Origin of the sequence: Brochothrix campestris FSL F6-1037 (assembly GCF_000525915.1) — a bacterium.
Taxonomy (GTDB): Bacteria; Bacillota; Bacilli; order Lactobacillales; family Listeriaceae; genus Brochothrix; species Brochothrix campestris.
Genome location: NZ_AODH01000031.1, coordinates 15,079 through 36,764 on the forward strand (window position 1 = coordinate 15,079; position 21,686 = coordinate 36,764).

Genomic DNA, 21,686 nt, shown 5'->3' on the forward strand with positions numbered 1-21,686 from the left:
AATATGGCACACTATAATAAATTGACTAAAAAGGAGAATGACAGATGAAACAAATGGATGCACATGAGATTATTAAATTTATTCAAGAGAGTAAAAAATCAACACCGGTTAAAGTATACCTTAAGGGTGAATTAGCAAAAATAAACTTTCCGGAGACAATTAAAGATTTTGTTTCTGAAACGTCAGGTGTCATCTTTGGTGAATGGGATGTTGTTGAACCTTTTTTAGCAGAAAATACAGCTTACATTAAAGATTATGTCTTAGAAAATGACCGTCGTAATTCAGCGATTCCAGAAGTCGACTTGAAGAAATTCAACGCCCGAATTGAACCAGATGTGATGATTCGTGACCAAGTTGAAATTGGTGATAATGCGGTTATTATGATGGGTGCTTTAATTAACATTGGAGCAGTCATCGGCAAAAATACGATGATTGACATGAATGTAACGCTTGGTGGACGTGCGACCGTTGGTGATAACTGTCACATTGGTGCTGGAACAGTGTTAGCTGGTGTTGTTGAACCGCCATCAGCACAACCAGTCATTGTAGAAGATGATGTCTTAATTGGGGCAAACTGTACGGTTTTAGAAGGTGTTCGCATTGGTAAAGGCGCAGTTGTTGCTGCCGGTGCGGTTGTCATTAAAGATGTCGCTCCTGGTACAGTTGTTGCGGGTGTACCTGCGCGTGAAATTAAAAAAATTGACGACCAAACCCGTTCGAAAACTGAAATTATGGCAGCGTTACGTGAACTTTAAGCAATAGAAAGAAGGGACATCAATGAACTTAGCGGACTTACAAACGATTAGACGTGCGTTACATCAAATACCTGAACTCGGGTATGCTGAATTTAAGACACAGGCCTATTTACGGGACTATCTTTCAACGTTACCGCAAGCATTCATGCAAGTGAAAGAATGGCGGACCGGCTTACTCGTTCGAGTTGAAGGGAAGGCACCGACGAAAGTTGTTGGCTACCGTGCGGATATTGATGGCTTGCCGATTGTTGAAGACACAGGCTTGGCCTTTGCTTCGGAACATGAGGGGCGAATGCACGCTTGTGGTCATGATTTTCACATGACGATTGCGTTAGGTGTTCTTACCAATATTGTGACTGACCGGATTGATGATACAGTTGTGTTTTACTTTCAGCCGGCTGAAGAAAATCCTGGTGGTGCCTTGCCAATGATGCAATCAGCTGAAATGAAAAACTGGTGGCCGGATAAGATTATGGCATTGCATGTGGCACCGGAGTATCCGGTTGGTAAGATTGCCGTGAAACCAGGGATTTTATTTGCGAACACCTGTGAATTATTTGTTGAATTCAAGGGTAAGGGTGGTCACGCGGCGTATCCTCATCAAGCGAATGATATGGTTGTTGCCGCTTGTCAATTTGTGACGCAATTGCAATTGATTATTAGCCGTAACATTGATCCACTCGATAGTGCCGTGATTACTGTCGGTAAGATTGTAGCGGGGAATACGATGAATGTCATTGCTGAAAAGGCCGAAATTGAAGGCACAATCCGAACTTTATCGAAAGAAACGATGCTGATTGTCAATAAACGTATTCGTCAATTGATTGATGGTTTCCAAATCGCCTACAACTGTGAAATTACACGAACAGAACGACCAGCTTATATGCAGGTGTTTAATGATGAAACCGAAACGGCGCAATTTATTACGTATTTGAATGAACAGTATCCCGAAAGTTATGTTGCTTGTCCGGCTGCGATGACGGGGGAAGATTTTGGTTACATGCTTGAAAAAATTCCAGGCTTTATGTTTTGGTTAGGAGTCGATTCAGCAGATGGCCTCCATCATGCCAGAATGTCACCTAATGAGGACGCATTAGCGTTTGCAGTCGACGTCTTAACAAACTATTTAAACGTCTGAAAAAAGCCATCACCTATTAGTGTTTAACTAATGGGTGATGGCTTTTTTTTAAGGTTGTGTTGAGGCTAATCCTGCTAAAGATAAGGGCATTAACAGCTCATTTTCTTGAAAAGCTAAATAAATTTTTTGATAGAGTTCATTACTAACTAACAGCTGTGTTCCGTTCAACGTATGCGTTGAAATCGTGACGACAAAATTACCGTTGGCATAACCCGTTACCCCAGATACAATCGGGGTATCAACGATGTTCGGATTGTCTCTAGTGAAGGCACGTGTTGTTTCCTCAATCAAAGCAATCGCCTTGTCGATATCTTCGTTCGGATTAATCTGAATTTCAACGAGGGCGAGCATGTTCCCGCGCGAGTGATTACTGACGACAATAATTTCACGATTGGGAATGAAATGGAGGGTTCCATTCAAATCTCTTATTTGGGTCGTTCGTAAACCGAGTAACTCAACTGTACCTTTAACGGCACCAATTGTAATGTTATCGCCAACATCCAACTGTCGTTCTAGCAGAATAAAAAAACCGGTGACGACATCACTGACGAGTCCTTGAGCCCCAAATGCAACAGCGAGACCGACAATTCCTGCACTGGCAATAATCGCGCGGACATCAACGTTAAAGGTACTTAAAATATTAACAGTCAAGATGAAGATTAAAATGTAGCGAAAGGCGTTATCGATTAAATTAAACAACGTTTTCGAGCGGTTTTCACTCACATTTTCGCGTTTACTATAGCTGATAAATATTTTACGGATAATTTTTTGCCCGATTTTGCGTACTATATAATAGAGTATGACTGTAAAAATAAGCGATAAAATTCCGCTGATGATGTTATCAATAATTTGACTCCAATCGATACTATCAAAATAAGTATTGAAACGGGTAATTTGATTGGTTACTTGATTTGATGTGTATTCATCCAAAAAATCACTTCCTTTAATAGACTATACGAGTTATTTTACTCGTTCTTTTAAGAATAGTCTAATACTATCGTCGGGATTAAACAGCTAGTCGTCGTGACAAAAAATCGTCATAATCACTGAATTTAGTGTTATATAAGGTGAACACCTGTTAAATCATGGTATAATGGTTAGGAAAATAGAACTTTATTAGGAGGAACGGATTATGTTTAAAAAACTTTTCGGTAAAGAAGCAAAAGTAACAGAAGAAAAAATTGTCTCACCAGTGACTGGGACGTTAATTAAAATTGACGATGTTCCCGATCCGGTATTCGCACAAAAAATGATGGGTGAAGGCGTGGCTGTTCAACCAACAAACGGTATTGTTGTTGCACCAGTTGACGGTGAAATCATTCAAATAGCTGATGAAAGTAAACACGCATTTGGTATCCGTTCAGCATTAGGCCAAGAAATTTTAGTACATATTGGCTTGGAAACAGTTGCTATGAAAGGCGAAGGTTTTAAAGTTTTAGTTAAATTAGGCGATAAAGTAAAAGCGGGTCAACCGATTATTGAAGCAGATATCGCTTTAATTGCCGAAAAAGCAGCCTCAACTGTTATTCCTGTTGTTGTCACAAACAGTAGCACAGGCGACTATACGTTTACATGGTCAGAACTTGGTAATGTAACCGCAGGTGAAACAGTTATTTTTGAAGCAAAAACAAAATAAACGAATGACGTAATAAATGATACTCATTTATTGCGTTTTTTTTAGGGGGAAATAGGATGAATAACAACACACAACAATTGTTTAAAACTTTAACCGAAATGGCAGGTCCATCAGGCTTTGAACGACCAGTCCGAGCGTTTATGAAAGAAAAATTGGCACCGAACGTCGACCGTTTTGAGCAAGATGGTTTAGGGGGCTTGTTTGGTGTGAAAGAAAATGTCGGTGCACCGCGAATCATGGTAGCGGGCCATATGGATGAAGTTGGTTTTATCGTCACTAAGATCACAGCTAATGGTATGATTAAATTCGATACATTAGGTGGCTGGAGTCCGCATGTGTTATCGGCACAGCGTGTTCAAATTATCTCTGATCATGGTCCTGTTATCGGTGTCATTGCATCGGTACCACCACATTTATTATCAGAGGCCGAACGTAATGCACCTGTCAAAGCGGCTAATTTACTCATCGATATCGGCGCTGATAGTGCCGATGAAGTGATGCATTCATTCGGTATTCTGCCGGGTTATCCAATTGCACCCGTATCTGAATTTACCCCAATGGCAAACCCAAAGAAAATTTTGGCAAAAGCGTGGGATAATCGCTACGGAGTTGGTTTAGCAATCGAAGCAGCGGCCGAACTGAAAAAGATAAAATTACCACATGAGCTATTTATCGGTGCCACTGTCCAAGAAGAAGTCGGCCTACGAGGGGCACAGGCGTCTGCAAGCATGATTAAGCCAGAGATGTTCATTGCGCTCGATGCCTCCCCTGCTAACGATACGACAGGTGATAAAACGCAGTTTGGTCAACTTGGTCAAGGCTTCTTATTACGTATTTATGACCGCACGATGATTACGCACCGTGGCTTACGTGACTTCATGCTCGAAACTGCGAAGGACAACCACATTCCGTACCAATATTTTGTGTCACCTGGTGGAACAGATGCTGGAACTGTTCATAAAATGGAAGGCGGTATTCCAAGCGCTGTCATCGGCTTACCGTCACGTTATATTCATACGAGTCAATCGATTTTACATGTGGATGATTACGCGGCAGCAAAAGAAATGCTCTTGAAATTATTACCACAACTCGATGCGACAACGATTGCAAGCATTAAAGAAAATGCCTGATTAAGCAATTGGACAACGTTCAGCATTAACATAAGCCAACCCTTTATTTGGGTTGAATCAGAATGAAGATAAACGTTGTTCTAGGTCGTTACGACTTGCTCGCTCGGGATTACGTACCATCAGTACTCGCACCGTCACTCGCTCGTTGTGCCTACTAGAACGAGAGGATATAACAACGTTTCTTTTCAGTCAAGTCATCTGGCAGCCAAAGTCACTTGAACTAACTTTCAAAGTAAAATCAGTTTAATTTGACTTTGGCTACAATCTGAGCCAACCCTTTATTTGGGTTGGCTTTTTGTTAGGCAGTTTATTAGAATGTTACGGTATCTTTGCTTATACTAAGAGTATCTAAATCAGAGATGGGAGATTGATAAAAATGACAGTTGAAAAATTTTCAAAAACGGGTTTGCACATCGGTCAAGCAGAGGCGCCTGTTAAAGTCATCAGTTTTGTAAATCTACGTTGTCCTTTTTGTGCAAACTGGCATTTGAAGGCCGAAAATTCACTCGAAAAACATGTTGTATCAGGACATGTCGAACACATTATCAAATTTTATGACAAACCGAAACCATCCCTAGAAATTGGTAATCATGCGCATCACTTTATTGATAATGAGGATGAAGCGGCGATTAAAGTCGTCGATAGTCTCTTTCGCTCGCAAGCTGAGTGGGGGAAATTAACACCGGTAGAACTGACAACTTATTTAGAAACCAACTTTAAACTACATGAATTAGCCAAAGCCAAAGCAACAGCACAAGTAGTAATTGATGAAGCCAATGCCCATGATATAGTATCTGTTCCAACGATATATATCGGAGATCAAGTCTTTGATTCACAAGTGACACAAGAACAACTAGAAAGTGCGATTGCGGCACAATTAAGAAAAGGATAAAAGTGATAGCGATTCGTTAGTACTGTTTAAATAGCAAAGTCGCTCCTCAAATATGAGAAGCGACTTTTTATTAGCAATTGAACATGTTATGATAACTAAAAACAAAAGGAGTGACTTATGGACGTTTATTTATATCCCTTAAAGACGGCTGCGTTGATTTTTCCTTTGATTGCGCTCGTCATTTCACTGCCATTTTTAATTCGTCAATATTATAAATACGGTGGTTTCTCATTTTGGCGGGCGTTGATTATTTATAGCTTTATATTTTATTTGTTATGCAGCTATTTATTAGTGATTTTGCCACTGCCATCACAAGCGAATGTTAGTCAACTGACAACAGCTAAGACACAATTGATGCCCCTCCGTTTTTTAGTTGATTTTGTCCAGCATACTGCTTTTTCATTGACCAATCCACACACTTATATTACAGCCTTAAAACAAGGTGTGTTCATTCAGCCACTCTTTAATTTAATGTTGTTATTGCCGTTAGGTGTTTATTTACGCTTTTATTTTAAACGATCGCTGCTGTTTATTATTATTACAGCCTTTTGTGTGTCGCTCTTTTTTGAAGTAACACAATTGTCAGGTCTCTACGGTTATTATGATAGATCTTATCGTTTATTCGATGTTGATGATTTGCTGTTAAATACCGTAGGAGGTTGGATTGGGTATGCCTTAGCACCGTTGTTAACCTTCTTTATTCCAAGTGATGAAACGCTGAGAAATAACGCTTATTCACGCAGTCATCAAGTCAGTTATCTGCGTCGGTTGATGGCTTTTTTGATTGATTGGCTCTTGATAGGCATTATTGGTGAGTTTATGATGATTAAAAACCATTCCCTATTTAGTGGAACGGTTCTTTATCAGTTCAGTTGGTTGAATACCGCCAGTTACATACTAACAATCGTGGTCTTTTTCATAATGATTCCGTACATCTTTAACGGGCGAACATTAGGGAAACTTATTGTCCATTTGAAAATCGTTGATGATCTGGATCAATCACCATCGTTGCCACAGTATTTCATCCGCTATGGTTTGTTGTATGGTGTCGTATTTACACTGATTAATGTTGAGTTTAACTTGTTAGAATTAACGGGTACCTCAGACAACCTCAATTTGCTGAATTATTTAATCTACATCGTTTTCTTCTTTATTTTAGTATTTGTTGTTCATTTGCTTATTAATAAATTACGCAAAAATGCACCGCTCTTTTATGAAAAAATCAGTTATACTCATATGATGAGTTCATTTAGCTTATTTAGAAAAAAAACGACACGTAAATGACATAAAAACCCTCTTTTTTTTTATGAAAAAGGGGGATTTTTTTGGTAAAATAGGAAAAAAGTAATAAACCGACTGATGTGTAAGGATTTAATTATAACTTGATGATCTATCGTTATAGTGTGAAATGTATAGTCTAATAACTATTTTTTTATGCTAACTGGTTAAAAACATTCGAAAAAGTCATTGATTATCTACTTGTATAAGGATAAATACTCATTTTACATGTAAAGTGTATTATTTTCTATAGAATAATGATATCTTAGATAAAGTAAAACTTATCATGGATTTTAGGGAAAAGGGGAAAAGAAAAATGAAGAACAAAGTTATGAAGATTGCTGTAGGAGCAATCGTAGTCGTAGGGTTACTTTTTGGTGGAGCAGCAATCGGTGATGCAGATAATGTCCTTCGTTGGGGGAAAGAAAGCGAAGTAACATCAATTCATTCGACAATTGAAGCATTGGATTCAAAACTAGGTGCAAAAGTAACCGAAATTAACACACTTAAAGCAGCAGCGTCAACGTCTAAAGCAGAACTTGATAAAGCGACTGCCGAATTAAACAAAGTCCAAAACAGTGTGACCGAATTAAACAATCAAATTTCACAATTAAAAGCAGACATTGCTAGTAAACAAGTCGAAATAACACAAAAAGATGCTACAATTAAACAAAAAGAAAGTGAAATTCAACAAAAAATCGATGAAGGCAATGCTAAAGTTGCTGTAAAACAAGCAGAAGTTGATGCGAAGCAAGTAATCATTGGTAATAAACAAAAAGAGATTGATAACGCAAAAGCAGCTTTAGACACAGCTAAAGAACAAATTAACACTTTAAATCAAACAATTGCGCAATTAAACCAAGATAAAATCAACTTACAAGCACAATTAACAGCTTCACAAACAGAAAATGATGATACAAAACTGAAATTAAAAAAAGCACAAGATGAGGTTCAATCATTAAAAGATTATGCAGCACAAGTTGAAAGTAAATACGCTAACTAAGCAGATTTGCTTAAACAATGATAAACAAATTGAAACAACATGATTACTTCAACCTAGAGAGAACAGTCAGAGTTGACAATGAGTTAAGCGAGTTCCTTCAATAGAGAGGAACTCGCTTTTTATATGCTTGAGTTTAAGGTGATTTACATATACAATAGAGTTTGGCTAAAACATTAGCCTTGTAGCAAAGCTACACGCAGTTTATTAATACCATCCTGCGATACAAAAACTAGGAGGAATAAGAATGAAAGTTAAAATGTTGGCAACGAGTGGTGTCTTAGCGGCGCTCTATGTCATCTTGACATTGTTAAGTGGACCATTTGCCTATGGGTGGGCACAGTTTCGTTTATCAGAAATGATGAATCATTTAGTTGTCTATAATAAAAAATATTTTCCTGCCATTATCATCGGGGTAATCGTTGCAAATTTATTTTCAGCTAACGGTGTGCTTGATTTAGTCTTTGGGGTGGGGCAATCAGTTGTTTCATTAGCCCTTGTTATTTTTATCGGTAAATTCATTAAAAATAAAATTTTATTAATGGCAATCAACACCGCTGTGTTTGGGGTGACGATGTGCTTTGTTGCTTACGAATTAAAAATAATTGGCGTCCTTGGTAGTGCAAACCTTGCCTTTGGACTCGCTTGGTTTTACATGGCATTGGGAGAAATGGCAGTTATGGCCATTGGGATGTTAGTTATCCACCTTCTTAATAAGCGTGTTAATTTAACCACTGCCATCGAAGAACAAAAGTAAAATCAACCTGTTAGAAGCAAACAACTTGGAAGGAGAATGCGAGCGATTATTTACCGTCGCAATCATTTTTCTGAAAGTTGAAAGCTTCTGGTTGATGGAACTGGAAGAACAAAAGTAAAATCAACCTGTTAGAAGCCTATCAGAGTTTTCCTCTCTGATAGGCTTTTTTTGTTGTGAAAAGACAAGTGTTTTTAATTGATTTTTGACCTTTATTGACCTACAATGGGTGTATACAAAGGAAGAGGTGATGATGTTGGAACCGAATAAAATGACAAATCAACTTCAAATGGATATAGGTGAAGCTCAGCAAATTGCAGTCACACGTAAGCATCAAACGATTACAATTTGGCATTTATGGCTGGTCTTTATCACATCAAATGACCTTGTGAAGCGTATTTACTCAGAGCTAAACGTCGATTTTAACAAATTAGAGCAGTACTTAAACGAGAAATTAGACCAACAACCCGTTGTAACAGGTAGTAGCGTCAGCTATGGCCAGCAATTAGCTGGTGATTTATATGAATTGATTGCTGATGCCGATCAACAACGACTAAAAATGGAAGATAGCTTTATCGCAACCGAGCATTTCTTACTCGCCTTGCAAACACAAAAAAAGAATGCACTTACGCAATACCTACAATTAAATACGGCTGAATTAGAAACTGTAATTGCAACCGTCAGAGGAGGAAAACACGTGACAGATCAAAACGCAGAACAAACCTATGAAGCGGTAAGTAAATATGGGATTGATTTAGTTGAAGCTGTGCGCGAAGGGAAAATTGAACCCGTGATTGGCCGTGATACTGAAATAAGAAATGTAATTCGCATTTTAAGTCGAAAAAACAAAAAAATAACCCAGTATTAATCGGTGAACCTGGTGTGGGTAAAACAGCAATCGTTGAAGGCTTAGCTGCCAGAATCGTCCGCAAAGATGTTCCTGAAAACCTAAAAGATAAAACGATTTTTTCATTGGATATTGGCTCTTTAATTGCCGGAGCAAAATACCGCGGTGAATTTGAGGAACGGTTAAAAGCTGTCTTAGCTGAGGTCCAAAAAAGTGAAGGGAAGATTTTACTGTTCATTGATGAAATCCATACCATCGTCGGAGCAGGTAAAACCGATGGCGCAATGGATGCAGGCAACATGCTAAAACCGATGTTGGCTCGTGGTGAATTACACTGTATCGGGGCAACAACCTTAGACGAATACCGCCAGTACATTGAAAAAGACGCGGCACTCGAACGCCGTTTCCAAAAAGTATTAGTGCCTGAACCATCAGTCGAAGATACTATTTCGATTTTACGAGGTTTAAAAGAACGGTTTGAAATTCATCATGGTGTTAATATTCATGATAATGCCCTCGTATCGGCAGCAAGTTTAGCAGACCGCTACATCACCGATCGTTTTTTACCAGATAAAGCCATCGACTTAGTCGATGAAGCCTGTGCAACGATTCGTGTTGAAATCGATTCAATGCCGAATGAACTCGACGAAATAACCCGTCGTGTGATGCAATTAGAAATCGAAGAAGCGGCCTTAGAACAAGAAAAAGATGAGGTCAGTGCGTCCCGTCTTGTCACCTTACGTGAAGAATTAAGTGAATTGAAAGAAAACAAACAACAAATGGAAGCAAAATGGAAAGCAGAGAAAGATGAAATTGCGACCGTTCGTGATATGCGTAGCCATATTGATGAATTACGTCATCAACTCGAAGAAGCTGAAACAAACTATGATTTGAGTAAGGCAGCTGAATTACGTCACGGGCAAATTCCAGCAGCAGAAGCCGAATTAGCAGAGCTTGAAACAGCTGCGAGCAACAAAACGGGTGACGATCGTCTTGTACAAGAAGCGGTCACGCAAGAAGAAATTGCGGACGTTGTTTCACGCTGGACGGGTGTACCAGTGACACGGCTAGTCGAAGGCGAACGAACTAAATTACTCCATCTTGATGACGCCCTTCATGAACGAGTGATTGGCCAAGATGAGGCAGTTGAATTAGTATCAGATGCCGTTTTACGGGCACGTGCAGGCATTAAAAATCCACGTCGACCAATTGGGTCATTCATTTTCTTAGGACCAACTGGTGTAGGTAAAACAGAACTAGCGAAAGCGTTAGCCGATCAGTTGTTTGACAGTGAAGACCACATGGTTCGGATTGATATGAGCGAATACATGGAAAAATACTCAGTGTCACGTTTAGTCGGTGCGCCTCCAGGTTACGTGGGTTACGAAGAAGGCGGTCAATTAACAGAAGCGGTACGCCGAAACCCATACACGATTGTTTTATTGGATGAAATTGAAAAAGCACATCCCGATGTATTCAATATCTTATTACAAGTGTTGGATGATGGGCGTATTACGGATTCACAAGGACGGATGGTTGATTTTAAAAACACCGTCATTATTATGACTTCAAATATTGGCTCACAATACTTACTAGAAGGTACAAAAGACCAAGCGATTACACCAGAAGCAGAAACAAGCGTGATGAATGCCTTACGCGGTCATTTTAAACCAGAATTCTTAAACCGCGTGGATGATATTGTCTTGTTTAAACCGTTATCACTTGATAATATTTCAGGGATTGTCTTAAAATTAGCTCAGAACCTCGAACACCGTTTGCAAGAACAACAAATCACATTGCAAATTACAGCTGAAGCAGCCCGCTTAATCGGAGAAGAAGCTTATGATCCAGCCTATGGTGCAAGACCACTAAACAGATATATGATTCGTCATATTGAAACACCGTTGGCTCGTAAAATTATCGCGGGTGACATTAGCGAAGGCGATACTGCCATCGTAACAGTAGAAGATGGGCAATTAAGCATCACGAAAGCAATTGACTAAGAGGAGCTGAGCGTATGAAACTAGTATTAATCCGTCATGGCCAAAGCGAGTGGAATAAACGTAATCTGTTTACGGGTTGGCACGATGTCGAGCTATCAGAGCAAGGGGTAGCAGAGGCGAAGCAGGCAGGTACTTTAATTAAGGAGGCCAATATCACCTTTGATCATGCGTTTACGTCGGTCTTAAAAAGAGCGGTGCATACGTTAAACGATGTCCTCGCTGAAAGCAATCAAGACTGGTTGCCAGTGACTAAAAGTTGGCGTCTTAATGAACGGCATTACGGTGCATTACAAGGCCTTAATAAAGAAGAAACGGCCGTTAAATACGGTGCAGATAAAGTCTTGCAATGGCGCCGAAGCTACGATGTATTACCACCTTTAATGCTGCAAACAGATCCGAATCATCCAAGCCAAGACCGTCGTTATCAAGCAATTGACCAACGGATGCTTCCAAGTGGTGAAAATTTAAAAGTAACACTCGAACGAGTATTGCCATATTGGACGGATGCGATTGCTCCCGCCTTATTACAAGGTGAAAACGTGATTGTTGCAGCACATGGCAATAGTTTACGTGCGCTCATCAAATACTTAGAAAACATCTCGGATGATGACATTATGGCAGTTGAATTACCGACAGGAACACCACTCGTATATGAGTTGGCAGCTGATTTGACTGTCACAAATAAATATTATTTGACATAAAAAAAGCGGAAATCGTCTTTACGATTTCCGCTTTTTGTTTATTAGTTAGATAATTCTTCGTGGCTTTTTAACATTAATGGTAAGAACCAAACTGCTAACGTAACAATTGTTCCCATTAAGAGCGTTGCTCCCATATTAAAGGTAGCACTTGCCATTGAACTAACAACATAGTTAGTCATTGCACTTAGGATGAAAATCCATAATGCTGATACAACATAACGCATACTGACACCTCCAACTTTCATTTCTTGTGTTTCTTCTAGTTTATCATAGATGAGCAATAATAAAAGATGAATCAATAAAATAATGACAGTTGTGACAAAATAACACAGGTGATAACGTCTATTAATGACGTTATGAGCATCGAAGGTTGCAAAAAAAAGGAATAATGTTTTAAAATTAGTACCAGGTCATAACGAAGAAACGAAGGAGTGTTTATAATGAACGCAGGTATTCTAGGAGTAGGGAGCTATATTCCCGATAATAGTGTCACTAATTTTGATTTAGAAAAAGTAATGGATACCAATGATGAATGGATTCGCACACGGACAGGTATCGAAGCACGATGCATCGCACCTGACGATATAGATACAGTTGATATGGCAATTGCAGCAGCTAAAGAAGCGATTGCTGACTCAGGCTTACAACCGGAAGATATTGATTTTATTATTACAGCGACAGTGACGCAAACACAACGCCACCCGTCAATTTCAAACTATGTGCAACATGCCATTGGTAAGAAAAAAATTCCCGGCATGGATTTAGAAGCGGCTTGTTCAGGATTTATGTTCGGTGTCGTAACAGCGAAACATTTTATCGAAGCAGGGACATATAAAAATGTGCTTGTGATTGGTGCAGATAAATTATCAAAAGCAACCAACTGGGAAGATCGTTCAACTGCTGTTCTTTTTGGTGATGGTGCTGGAGCAGCTGTTCTTGGTCCAGTTAGCGACGATAAAGGTATTTTAAGTTTTGAATTAGGTTCTGATGGTGCCGGTGCGGGCTTCTTATTTGAAGATGACCGTCATTTCATTAGTATGAACGGTAGTGAAGTTTTTAAATTTGCTGTCCGCCAAATGGGAAAATCAGCTGAAGCCGTCCTTGAAAAAGCAGGGATTGCTAAAGAAGAACTGGATTTATTAATTCCACATCAAGCAAACATTCGTATTATGAATGCTGCACGAGAACGTCTAAACTTGCCAGACGAAAAAATGGTGAAAACAATTCACAAATACGGTAACACCTCATCAGCCTCCATTCCAGTCGCTTTATGTGATGCAGTGAAAGCAGGCCGCGTTCATGATGGCGATAACATTGTCCTCGTTGGTTTTGGTGGTGGTTTAACTTGGGGTGCTGTTCTCCTTCGTTGGGGGAAATAGGTGTAATCACCGCAAAAAAATTCACAAATGAAGAAAATACGATATAATAGTATCAAGACAATTAATATAGGCACTTATTTAATTTATTATTTAAAAGGTTATCAGTTAGATGACTTTAAAAGGAGAGAAAGATACGATGACCAAACGAGTAGTAATTACTGGTGTAGGCTCGATTACACCGCTAGGAAATACAGCCGAAGAATCATGGCAAAACGCGTTAGCAGGTAAGAATGGTGTGGCTCTTTTAACACGAATGGACACAACTGACTACGCGGTTAAATTGGGCGCAGAAGTGAAAGACTTTGATGCCTCAGAATTTATCGACCGTAAAGCAGCACGCCACATGGATCGCTTCACACAGTTTGCTGTCGCAGCAGCTAAGATGGCGGTTGCGGATGCAAACGTTACAATCGATGAAACAAACGCTGAAGATATCGGTGTTTGGATTGGTTCAGGGATTGGTGGTATGGAAACATACGAAAAAGAATTTGAAAAATTGATTAAACGTGGACCGAGTCGCGTAAGTCCTTTCTTCGTACCAATGATGATTCCTGATATGGCAACTGGTCAAGTATCGATTCAATTAGGTGCTAAAGGTGTTAACTCAACAACTGTTACAGCATGTGCAACGGGTACCAATTCAATTGGTGATGCCTTCCGTGTTGTACAACGTGGTGATGCAGTCGCAATGATTACTGGTGGTGCAGAAGCGCCAATCACTAAAATGTCGATGGCTGGTTTCACATCGAATAAAGCTTTGTCATTAAATCCTGACATCGATTCGGCTTGTCGTCCGTTTGATAAAAACCGTGACGGTTTTGTTATTGGTGAAGGTGCGGGGATTTTATACATCGAAGAGTTAGAACATGCGAAAGCGCGTGGGGCTAACATTTATGCTGAAATCGTTGGCTATGGTTCAACTGGTGATGCTTATCACATGACAGCACCTGCACCTGATGGCGAAGGCGCTGCGCGAGCAATGAAAAAAAGCGTTGGTAGATGCTGACTTGCAACCAGAAGCGGTTGATTATATTAACGCTCACGGTACAAGTACGCCGTATAACGATGAATATGAAACAATGGCGATTAAATCAGTCTTTGGTGATGCTGCTAAATCATTAGCAATTTCATCGACCAAATCGATGACGGGCCATACATTGGGTGCCTCTGGTGGGATTGAAGCAGTCTTTGCTGTTCAAACTATCCGTGATAATCAAATTGCACCAACTATCCATCTTGAAGAAGTGGATGAAAAATGTGATCTTGATTATGTTCCGAACGTGAAACGTGAAGCGGAAGTTAAGACGGTCTTATCAAACTCATTCGGTTTTGGTGGACACAATGCCTGCCTAATCTTCAAACAGTTTGAGGATTAAAAGTGAAATCAACCTGTTAGAAGATAGAACAGCATGTCTAGCTAATCTTATCAGCTCGTAAACAAAGTCACTGTAATAGAATTCGAAATAAAATGAAGTCTATTTGGACTTTGTCTACAACCTGAAGCATATTCATCATGAATATGCTTTTTGTATAGTATTTAATTTGACTTTGATAATGATTATCAATTAAAATGAAATAAGTATGTATCAACTCGAAATAGAAAAGAGGATAACGATGGAACAATCAAATAAGTTAACGATTCGTGATCTTGTCACAATCGGAATTTTTACAGGTATTATCTATATTTTAATGGGGGTTGTCGGGTTCGGTTTAACACTCGTAACGCCAATTCGTGTGTATGTTGAAACAGCAACGATGTCGCTGCTTACGATGCTACCCTTTTTAGTGTTATGTCGACGTGTCGCTAAACCAGGTGTCGTACTCGTGTTTAACCTTGTCTTAAGTGTCTTTTTAATCTTTATGGGCATGTGGTATATGGTGCCGTTTATCATTGTTTCAGCTTTGATAAGTGAAGTTATCATGAAAGTAACGAATGGCTATACAAATAATAAAATCATCGTATTCTCACAAGCCTTGCATTATGTGGCTGTTAATATTTCGATGATGATTCCTTTTACATTCTTTAGAGCGAAATATGTGTCTGAACTCCGATCGACTAAACCCTATGCCAATGAAATGGTTGATTTATACCTCAGTTTTAACGGTCAATTATTAGTAGGAGCCATTACAGTAGCATTTACACTGATCGCCGCTTTTATTAGTATTAAAATGGTGAATAAACACTTCAAATCAGTCAGTCGAAACTAAGGGGCGAGATAACATTGCTTAAAATTCATCCACTTACTCGTATCATCATGTTAGCCATGGCAATTATTATGTCATTTGTTGCAAATGAGCTCTTACCAATAATCATATTCAGCGTGTTTTTATTGTTGTATTTGTTAATACAAGGATTTGGCAAAACCGTTGTTTATTTGGCTGTTATTTTTGGCTTGCTCTATTGTATTAATGCGTGGGGTGAAAAAAGTGATCTGCCTGAGAGTATCTCTGTCTTTTTGATTTTTCCATACTTTGCATTACGGTTGATGCCGATTTACATGGCGGCATTACCGTTATTAAAACAAACGTCTCCAGCCGATTTATTACAATTATTTGAACGCATCCGTTTTTCACGACGCGTCAGCTTGCCAGTTGTCGTCTGCTTACGTTATACGCCCACGTTGCTCAATGAATTTACAACGATTCGTCAGTATGTTAAGCAACGGTTGGTCGGTCGTCCTTTTTGGACGAAATGGGAGTATTTAATGGTGCCGTTTTTATTTCGAAGCATCAAAATCAGCGAGGAATTAGCGATATCAGCCACCTTAAGAGGAATTGAACTCACAAATAAACGAACGAATGCTACAGCGTTAACCTTCCGTTGGTATGACTATCTGTTTTCTATCGGAGCGGTTATTATTGGTGTTTCACTGGAAGTAGGTTTGTAGATGATTGAACTTAAAAACGTGTCATATACATATAAGGATAGTACGATTCCAAGCATAAAAAACATGACGTTAATGATTCCAACAGGTCAAGTTGTTGTTATAACAGGTAAAAGTGGGTCAGGGAAAACAACCTTCACACGCTTGCTGAATAGTTTAATACCTCATTATTATGAGGGGCAGTTTCAAGGTGATGTACTGATTGATCAGCACAATACAAAAGAACAACCATTATGGAAACTACCGCATAGTGTAGGTTCTGTTTTGCAAGATCCACGCAGTCAATTCTTTGGCCTTCATGTCAAAGATGAGGTTGTCTTTGGCGCTGAGAACCATGCCTTACCTGCGACAGAAATTAATGAACGTCTCATTAAAGTCAGTGAAGAAGTTCAAATCAGACACTTGCTGTCAAAGAGCCTCTATGAATTGTCGAGTGGTGAAAAGCAACGCGTGGCCTTAGCCTCTGTTAGAATGATGGCACCTAACGTTTATTTATTCGATGAACCCTCATCAAATTTAGATGAAGAAATGGCAGGGTATTTAAAACGTTTTATTGCTAAACTAAAAAAACAAGGCGCGACGGTGATTGTCAGTGAGCATCGGCTACATTACTTGCTAGATGTGATTGATCGTCTGATAGTGCTCGAAGCGGGTGGAATTGTCGCTGATATATTGCAGGCAGAGGTTGAAGAGTATTTGAAAACAACCGGTGAAGCCCGTGGATTACGTGTGTTTACACCACTCGTTGTCAATGCAGCAGCTCCTGAACGACTCGAAGAAACGCCGATTGTGGCAGTGAACAAGGTGAATTATCGTCTAAAAAAAGCAGCATTCATCTTGAATGTTAATGACTTAGTGGCTTATCCCGGTGAAGTAATTGCGATTGTTGGTAATAATGGTGCGGGGAAAACAACCTTAGCCCGTGCGTTAGCAGGGTTTATCAAACCTCAAAAAGGTAGTATTGTCATCAATGGTAAAAAAATGAGCTCACGCCAACGCTTAGCTAATAGTTGGTTCGTAGCGCAAGATACGGATTATCAATTGTTTGCCGAAACAGTCATGGCTGAATTGCTTCTGGGCAATGAAAAGCAACCTCAAATCATGAAAGAGGCAGAATGCTTGTTAGAACAAATGGGACTTGCGCACTTAAAAGAACGACATCCAATGACATTATCTGGTGGAGAAAAACAACGGCTAGCATTGGCAATCGGTCTGATACGTAAACGAGCTTGTCTTATTTTAGATGAGCCTACAAGTGGATTAGACGGCTATCACATGGCAAAAGTTGCCACACAGTTACGGTCAGATTTATTCAAGCAGAGATGTGTTTTTGTCGTCACTCATGATGAGGCTTTTATTGCCTCTTGCTGTACGCGTGTTATACGCATCGAGGCAGGGAAAATCATCAGTGATAAGAGAACAGAAGTTAACCAAAATATAAAAAAATACATGTAATTTTACGAAAAACGGGTATTGTTCTATATCACCTTTAAGGAGGAATTGATATGGAGCAGACAACAAAACAAGCCATTACCATTCTTTTATGTAGTTGTGCAGGGTGTGTTTTAGGACTTTTACTGTATTATGTACGCTCACAACCGTTTAATTTACTTATAGTCGTGACGAGTCTCTTTATATTAGCTGTTATTTTTGTAATTGGTAATTATGTTATCAAGTTAAAAAAATATCAGTATCGTTAAAAATGATTTAGTAAGAGCCTCACTCTAGCGGGAGAGTGGGGCTCTTGTTTTATAATCAGTAAATCCTCTTTTTTTAGGGGAATAAGTTATGCTACAAGTAGAAAGCGAGGGATTCAAATGACAATCTATGATTATCAGGTAACACAGATGAACGGTGAGGAAGTTTCGCTTGAAACATATAAAGGCAAAGTTGTTTTGATTGTTAATACAGCGAGTAAATGTGGCTTAGTTAATCAACTCACAACGCTTGAATCGTTATCACAAAGATATAAAGAAGAAGGATTAGTTGTATTAGGTTTTCCTTGTGGTCAATTTTTAGGACAAGAGCTCAAAGACAATGAGGCGATTAATGATTTTTGCCAGCTTAATTATGGTGTAACGTTTACGATGCATCAAAAAATTAAAGTTAATGGTAAAGATGCTGATCCATTATATCAGTATTTAGTGGCAGAAACAGGCGGTAAAAAAATCCCGTGGAATTTCACTAAATTTCTAATTAACCGCAAAGGCGATGTCGTTGAACGTTACGATGGAAGGGTTAAACCAGAAACCTTTGAAGATGAGATTATTGCACAATTAAACAGTTAAAGTCAAAAAGAGGCTGCTAAATCATTTGATTTAGCAGCCTTTTTCCTAGCGACGACCAAGTCCCATTGCTTTTTCCATTTTAGCTAAGGTTTTGCTCGCAATTTTATTTGCTTTGGCAGCACCGGCATCTAAAATGTCATCGAGTTCGCTTGAATTAAGCAATTGTTCATAGCGTTCTTGAACAGGTGCAAGTTCATTAACAACAATTTCAGCTAAATCGGTTTTAAAAGCACCGTAGCCTTTGCCGTCGTATTTAGCGACAATATCCGCGATTTTTTCGCCAGTAATTGCAGCGTAAATAGTTAAGAGGTTAGCGACGCCAGGTTTATTTTCTTTGTCATAAGAGATGATACCTGATGAGTCTGTCATCGCACTCTTAATTTTTTTTTGTAATTTGGGCAGGTGTATCGGTTAAGAAAATCGTAGCTTTTTTATTTTCATCCGATTTACTCATTTTACGAGTTGGTTCTTGTAAGGACATGATGCGTGCACCCTGTTTCGGCGTTGAAATTTCTGGTACAGTTAAGACATTTTTATATTGTTTATTAAAACGTTCAGCTAAATCACGTGTTAATTCAATGTGTTGTTTTTGATCATCACCGACAGGTACAACGTTTGTGTTATAGAGTAAAATATCGGCAACCATTAATGGTGGATAAGTTAAGAGGGCGGCATTGACACGTGCTTTCCCATCTGATTTATCTTTATACTGTGTCATTCGTTCTAGCTCACCGACACTAACAATACATTGTAACATCCATGCTGCTTGTGCATGGGCTGGAACCTCGGATTGGATGAATAGGATTGATTTATCTGGATCAATGCCGACGGCCAAATAAATCGCCGCTAACCGGCGAACCCGTTCCTTTAGTAATTTTGGATCTTGTTTAACGGTAATCGCATGTTGATCAACGACACAATAGATGCAGTCGTTTTCTGCTTGAAAGGCCGCAAATTGTTTAAAAGCGCCTAAGTAATTGCCTAAAGTTGGTGCGTCACCACTTGGTTGCACTCCTGAAAAGATAACTGTCATAAGAATAACCTCCGAATTTTAGTGAAATAGACAAAATAAAAAAACACATCTATCTCCTATTAAATAAAAGGGACGAAAATGTGTTGTATCCGCGGTACCACCCTAAGTGTCATCAAAAAGATAACCACTCGTGCCAGTGAAGGCATCAAATATCGCTGATTAGACGCCTTAAACTACTAATTTCATCTAAGGTGCTCAAAAGTCCATTCAACATAATGATTTGCCTGTTTTCAGCGCCACAGACTCTCTTTAAAGTAATGTTTATGTTTACTCCTCTTTATCATCGCATAAAATATTTAATTTCTTTCTAAATATATAACGTCAAAAACATTCTGTCAACTAACTCCCTTTGAAAAAACAATAAATTCTCATTAAATTCTTAGTTAAGAGCCTGTTTTTTTCATCTGTTTATATTTTTAAGTCTTTATAATAAAACTATAGAGAAATAAATCGATAATAAAGGAGTGGATGGAAAATGGTTACATTATACACATCCCCAAGCTGCACATCATGCCGAAAAGCAAAACATTGGTTAGAAGAACATCATATTGCTTATTCTGAACGCAATTACTTTAATGAGAACATGTCATTAGATGAAATAAAACGAATCTTAAGTCTAACAGAGAACGGTACCGATGAAATTATTTCGACCCGCTCAAAAACTTTCCATAAATTAAATTTAGATTTAGAAAGCTTATCACTACATGAGTTATGTGAATTAATTCAAGCCCATCCAGGTTTGTTACGTCGTCCAATTATCATTGACGAAAAACGTATCCAAGTTGGATACAATGAAGATGAGATTCGTCGCTTTTTACCGCGCGGTGTTCGTACGTTTAAATTACGTGAGGCACAACGTTTAGCAAACGCATTACAAGCGTAACGAAACAAAGATTGAAGCAAACAAAGGAATGAACAGACACCGTGTATGATTACAGTGAAAAGTAATCACACACGGTGTTTTTAAACGTTATGAAACAAATACTTTTCTTTATATGTTAGAATAGGTTAAAATGAAAGATATAAACAGATAGAGGCTATCAAAATAAGCGATAGTGAGAGTAAAGAATACTTCTCGGTTGAGAAGGGAGAGTATAACGATGGAAATTGAACGCATTAATGAAAACACAGTGAAATTTTATATTTCATATGGTGATTTAGAAGAACGCGGCTTTAATCACGAAGATATTTGGTATAACCGTGATAAGAGTGAAGAACTATTTTGGAATATGATGGAAGAATTAGATTATGAAGATCAATTCAATCCAGATGGTCCCTTGTGGATTCAAGTACAGGCGCTGAAAAAAGGACTTGAGGTTGTAGTGACAAAGGCTAATTTAACCAAAGAAGGCATTAATATTGAATTGCCTCTAAACCAAAACGCTAAAGAAGAAGAAGATAAGGCATTAGACGATGTTGAAAAACAAATCGAAGCTATTTTAGATACTCAGACCGACAATGATAATGATGAAAAAGTAGAGTTGGATAGTTTGAATTTCGTGTTAAAAATTAAAGAACTTGAAGACTTAATTTCGTTAGCACATCAGCCAAAAGTGGAGGAGTTAACAGCTAATTTGTATTATTTTGAAGGAAGCTACTTTGCTGAGGTAGAATTCAATTCGAATAAAAATGACATTGATACAATTGATAATATTTTAAGCTTATTGTTAGAGTATGGTGATGAGTCAGAACGTTCACCTTATGTAATGAAAGAATATGGTAAAACAATTGCATCAGAAAAGGCTTTTTCAGTAATAAAAGCGAATTTCAGTAAATAATCATCCTAAAAAAATAGCAGTCTTTCTTTGGCTTTGCCAAAGAAAGACTGCTATTTTTAGGATGAAAGAGGAGTTATGTTGAATAAGGATTGGAGGGATATTATGCAACTAGCTCATAACCAAGCGTCACGACTGATACAAATCGATCAAGCAAAAGAGTCGGAAACTTATTATTGCCCGAGCTGTGGC

Annotated in this window: 19 protein-coding genes, 3 pseudogenes and 1 other annotated feature; of the genes and pseudogenes, 19 read left to right on the plus strand and 3 right to left on the minus strand. The window is 38.7% G+C overall.

Going from position 1 to position 21,686, the window contains the following annotated elements; translation table 11 throughout:
* The first annotated feature begins 44 nt into the window (after positions 1-44).
* Complete coding sequence (gene dapD, locus BCAMP_RS07480) at positions 45-755, plus strand: 2,3,4,5-tetrahydropyridine-2,6-dicarboxylate N-acetyltransferase (RefSeq protein ID WP_035314840.1); 711 nt, start codon at positions 45-47, stop codon at positions 753-755.
* 22 nt (positions 756-777) lie between these two features.
* Complete coding sequence (locus BCAMP_RS07485; RefSeq protein WP_035314841.1) at positions 778-1,893, plus strand: N-acetyldiaminopimelate deacetylase; 1,116 nt, start codon at positions 778-780, stop codon at positions 1,891-1,893.
* Between the two features lie 48 nt (positions 1,894-1,941).
* On the opposite strand, the gene BCAMP_RS07490 is transcribed toward BCAMP_RS07485, so the two are convergent.
* Positions 1,942-2,823 carry a mechanosensitive ion channel family protein gene (locus tag BCAMP_RS07490; RefSeq protein WP_051456962.1) on the minus strand — a complete coding sequence of 294 codons (882 nt, stop codon included), beginning with the start codon at positions 2,821-2,823 and terminating at the stop codon, positions 1,942-1,944.
* 202 nt (positions 2,824-3,025) lie between these two features.
* Here BCAMP_RS07490 and BCAMP_RS07495 point away from each other — a divergent pair, with 202 nt between their 5' ends.
* The 8 genes and pseudogenes from BCAMP_RS07495 (at position 3,026) to gpmA (ending at position 12,134) form a co-directional block, all read left to right on the plus strand.
* Positions 3,026-3,529 (plus strand): PTS sugar transporter subunit IIA, encoded by a 504-nt coding sequence (locus tag BCAMP_RS07495; protein WP_035314842.1) that lies wholly within the window; start codon positions 3,026-3,028, stop codon positions 3,527-3,529.
* A 56-nt stretch (positions 3,530-3,585) separates the two neighbouring features.
* A complete protein-coding gene (locus BCAMP_RS07500; protein ID WP_035314843.1) occupies positions 3,586-4,659 on the plus strand; it encodes a M42 family metallopeptidase in 1,074 nt (357 codons plus the stop codon).
* A gap of 376 nt (positions 4,660-5,035) precedes the next feature.
* Positions 5,036-5,551: a thioredoxin domain-containing protein gene (locus BCAMP_RS07505; protein WP_035314844.1), complete on the plus strand. Its 516-nt coding sequence runs from the start codon at positions 5,036-5,038 to the stop codon at positions 5,549-5,551.
* A 117-nt stretch (positions 5,552-5,668) separates the two neighbouring features.
* Entirely contained in the window at positions 5,669-6,835 is a 1,167-nt protein-coding gene (locus BCAMP_RS07510) for a VanZ family protein (protein WP_035314845.1), read from the plus strand.
* Between the two features lie 310 nt (positions 6,836-7,145).
* Entirely contained in the window at positions 7,146-7,832 is a 687-nt protein-coding gene (locus tag BCAMP_RS12625; RefSeq protein ID WP_051456963.1) for a hypothetical protein, read from the plus strand.
* 244 nt (positions 7,833-8,076) lie between these two features.
* Positions 8,077-8,586 (plus strand): QueT transporter family protein, encoded by a 510-nt coding sequence (locus BCAMP_RS07520; protein ID WP_035314846.1) that lies wholly within the window; start codon positions 8,077-8,079, stop codon positions 8,584-8,586.
* Between the two features lie 253 nt (positions 8,587-8,839).
* Positions 8,840-11,433 (plus strand): annotated as a pseudogene (gene clpB, locus BCAMP_RS07525) (ATP-dependent chaperone ClpB).
* 14 nt (positions 11,434-11,447) lie between these two features.
* Positions 11,448-12,134, plus strand: a complete 687-nt coding sequence (gene gpmA, locus BCAMP_RS07530; RefSeq protein ID WP_035314847.1) for a 2,3-diphosphoglycerate-dependent phosphoglycerate mutase — start codon at positions 11,448-11,450, stop codon at positions 12,132-12,134.
* A gap of 41 nt (positions 12,135-12,175) precedes the next feature.
* Here gpmA and BCAMP_RS07535 read toward each other — a convergent pair whose 3' ends face one another.
* Positions 12,176-12,358 carry a DUF2929 family protein gene (locus BCAMP_RS07535; RefSeq protein WP_035314848.1) on the minus strand — a complete coding sequence of 61 codons (183 nt, stop codon included), beginning with the start codon at positions 12,356-12,358 and terminating at the stop codon, positions 12,176-12,178.
* A gap of 216 nt (positions 12,359-12,574) precedes the next feature.
* On the opposite strand from BCAMP_RS07535, the gene BCAMP_RS07540 reads away from it, so the two are divergent.
* The 7 genes and pseudogenes from BCAMP_RS07540 (at position 12,575) to BCAMP_RS07570 (ending at position 18,686) form a co-directional block, all read left to right on the plus strand.
* Entirely contained in the window at positions 12,575-13,513 is a 939-nt protein-coding gene (locus BCAMP_RS07540) for a beta-ketoacyl-ACP synthase III (RefSeq protein WP_035314849.1), read from the plus strand.
* Positions 13,514-13,649: 136 nt separating this feature from the next.
* A pseudogene (gene fabF / locus BCAMP_RS07545) lies at positions 13,650-14,889 on the plus strand (beta-ketoacyl-ACP synthase II).
* 238 nt (positions 14,890-15,127) lie between these two features.
* Entirely contained in the window at positions 15,128-15,721 is a 594-nt protein-coding gene (locus BCAMP_RS07550) for an MptD family putative ECF transporter S component (protein ID WP_035314850.1), read from the plus strand.
* 14 nt (positions 15,722-15,735) lie between these two features.
* Entirely contained in the window at positions 15,736-16,401 is a 666-nt protein-coding gene (locus BCAMP_RS07555; RefSeq protein WP_035314851.1) for an energy-coupling factor transporter transmembrane component T family protein, read from the plus strand.
* Positions 16,402-17,853: an ABC transporter ATP-binding protein gene (locus BCAMP_RS07560; RefSeq protein WP_035314852.1), complete on the plus strand. Its 1,452-nt coding sequence runs from the start codon at positions 16,402-16,404 to the stop codon at positions 17,851-17,853.
* 50 nt (positions 17,854-17,903) lie between these two features.
* On the plus strand, positions 17,904-18,098 hold the full coding sequence (locus tag BCAMP_RS07565) for an FUSC family protein (protein ID WP_035314853.1): 195 nt from the start codon (positions 17,904-17,906) through the stop codon (positions 18,096-18,098).
* 117 nt (positions 18,099-18,215) lie between these two features.
* Positions 18,216-18,686 (plus strand): glutathione peroxidase, encoded by a 471-nt coding sequence (locus BCAMP_RS07570; protein ID WP_035314854.1) that lies wholly within the window; start codon positions 18,216-18,218, stop codon positions 18,684-18,686.
* Between the two features lie 45 nt (positions 18,687-18,731).
* Here BCAMP_RS07570 and trpS read toward each other — a convergent pair.
* Positions 18,732-19,719, minus strand: a pseudogene (gene trpS / locus BCAMP_RS07575) (tryptophan--tRNA ligase).
* 65 nt (positions 19,720-19,784) lie between these two features.
* Positions 19,785-20,012, minus strand: a binding site (T-box leader).
* 182 nt (positions 20,013-20,194) lie between these two features.
* Between trpS and spxA the strand changes: the two are divergent.
* Positions 20,195-20,602: a transcriptional regulator SpxA gene (gene spxA / locus BCAMP_RS07580; protein WP_035314855.1), complete on the plus strand. Its 408-nt coding sequence runs from the start codon at positions 20,195-20,197 to the stop codon at positions 20,600-20,602.
* A 217-nt stretch (positions 20,603-20,819) separates the two neighbouring features.
* Positions 20,820-21,497, plus strand: coding sequence for an adaptor protein MecA (gene mecA, locus BCAMP_RS07585; RefSeq protein ID WP_035314856.1), 678 nt, complete (start codon positions 20,820-20,822; stop codon positions 21,495-21,497).
* Positions 21,498-21,686 lie beyond the last annotated feature (189 nt).

Bases quoted from the DNA above. Each gene is read 5' to 3' on its own strand.
- dapD (WP_035314840.1), top strand. From the start codon at position 45: ATGAAACAAATGGATGCACATGAGATTATTAAATTTATTCAAGAGAGT.
- BCAMP_RS07485 (WP_035314841.1), top strand. From the start codon at position 778: ATGAACTTAGCGGACTTACAAACGATTAGACGTGCGTTACATCAAATA.
- BCAMP_RS07495 (WP_035314842.1), top strand. From the start codon at position 3,026: ATGTTTAAAAAACTTTTCGGTAAAGAAGCAAAAGTAACAGAAGAAAAA.
- BCAMP_RS07500 (WP_035314843.1), top strand. From the start codon at position 3,586: ATGAATAACAACACACAACAATTGTTTAAAACTTTAACCGAAATGGCA.
- BCAMP_RS07505 (WP_035314844.1), top strand. From the start codon at position 5,036: ATGACAGTTGAAAAATTTTCAAAAACGGGTTTGCACATCGGTCAAGCA.
- BCAMP_RS07510 (WP_035314845.1), top strand. From the start codon at position 5,669: ATGGACGTTTATTTATATCCCTTAAAGACGGCTGCGTTGATTTTTCCT.
- BCAMP_RS12625 (WP_051456963.1), top strand. From the start codon at position 7,146: ATGAAGAACAAAGTTATGAAGATTGCTGTAGGAGCAATCGTAGTCGTA.
- BCAMP_RS07520 (WP_035314846.1), top strand. From the start codon at position 8,077: ATGAAAGTTAAAATGTTGGCAACGAGTGGTGTCTTAGCGGCGCTCTAT.
- gpmA (WP_035314847.1), top strand. From the start codon at position 11,448: ATGAAACTAGTATTAATCCGTCATGGCCAAAGCGAGTGGAATAAACGT.
- BCAMP_RS07535 (WP_035314848.1), bottom strand. From the start codon at position 12,358: ATGCGTTATGTTGTATCAGCATTATGGATTTTCATCCTAAGTGCAATG.
- BCAMP_RS07540 (WP_035314849.1), top strand. From the start codon at position 12,575: ATGAACGCAGGTATTCTAGGAGTAGGGAGCTATATTCCCGATAATAGT.
- BCAMP_RS07550 (WP_035314850.1), top strand. From the start codon at position 15,128: ATGGAACAATCAAATAAGTTAACGATTCGTGATCTTGTCACAATCGGA.
- BCAMP_RS07560 (WP_035314852.1), top strand. From the start codon at position 16,402: ATGATTGAACTTAAAAACGTGTCATATACATATAAGGATAGTACGATT.
- BCAMP_RS07565 (WP_035314853.1), top strand. From the start codon at position 17,904: ATGGAGCAGACAACAAAACAAGCCATTACCATTCTTTTATGTAGTTGT.
- BCAMP_RS07570 (WP_035314854.1), top strand. From the start codon at position 18,216: ATGACAATCTATGATTATCAGGTAACACAGATGAACGGTGAGGAAGTT.
- spxA (WP_035314855.1), top strand. From the start codon at position 20,195: ATGGTTACATTATACACATCCCCAAGCTGCACATCATGCCGAAAAGCA.
- mecA (WP_035314856.1), top strand. From the start codon at position 20,820: ATGGAAATTGAACGCATTAATGAAAACACAGTGAAATTTTATATTTCA.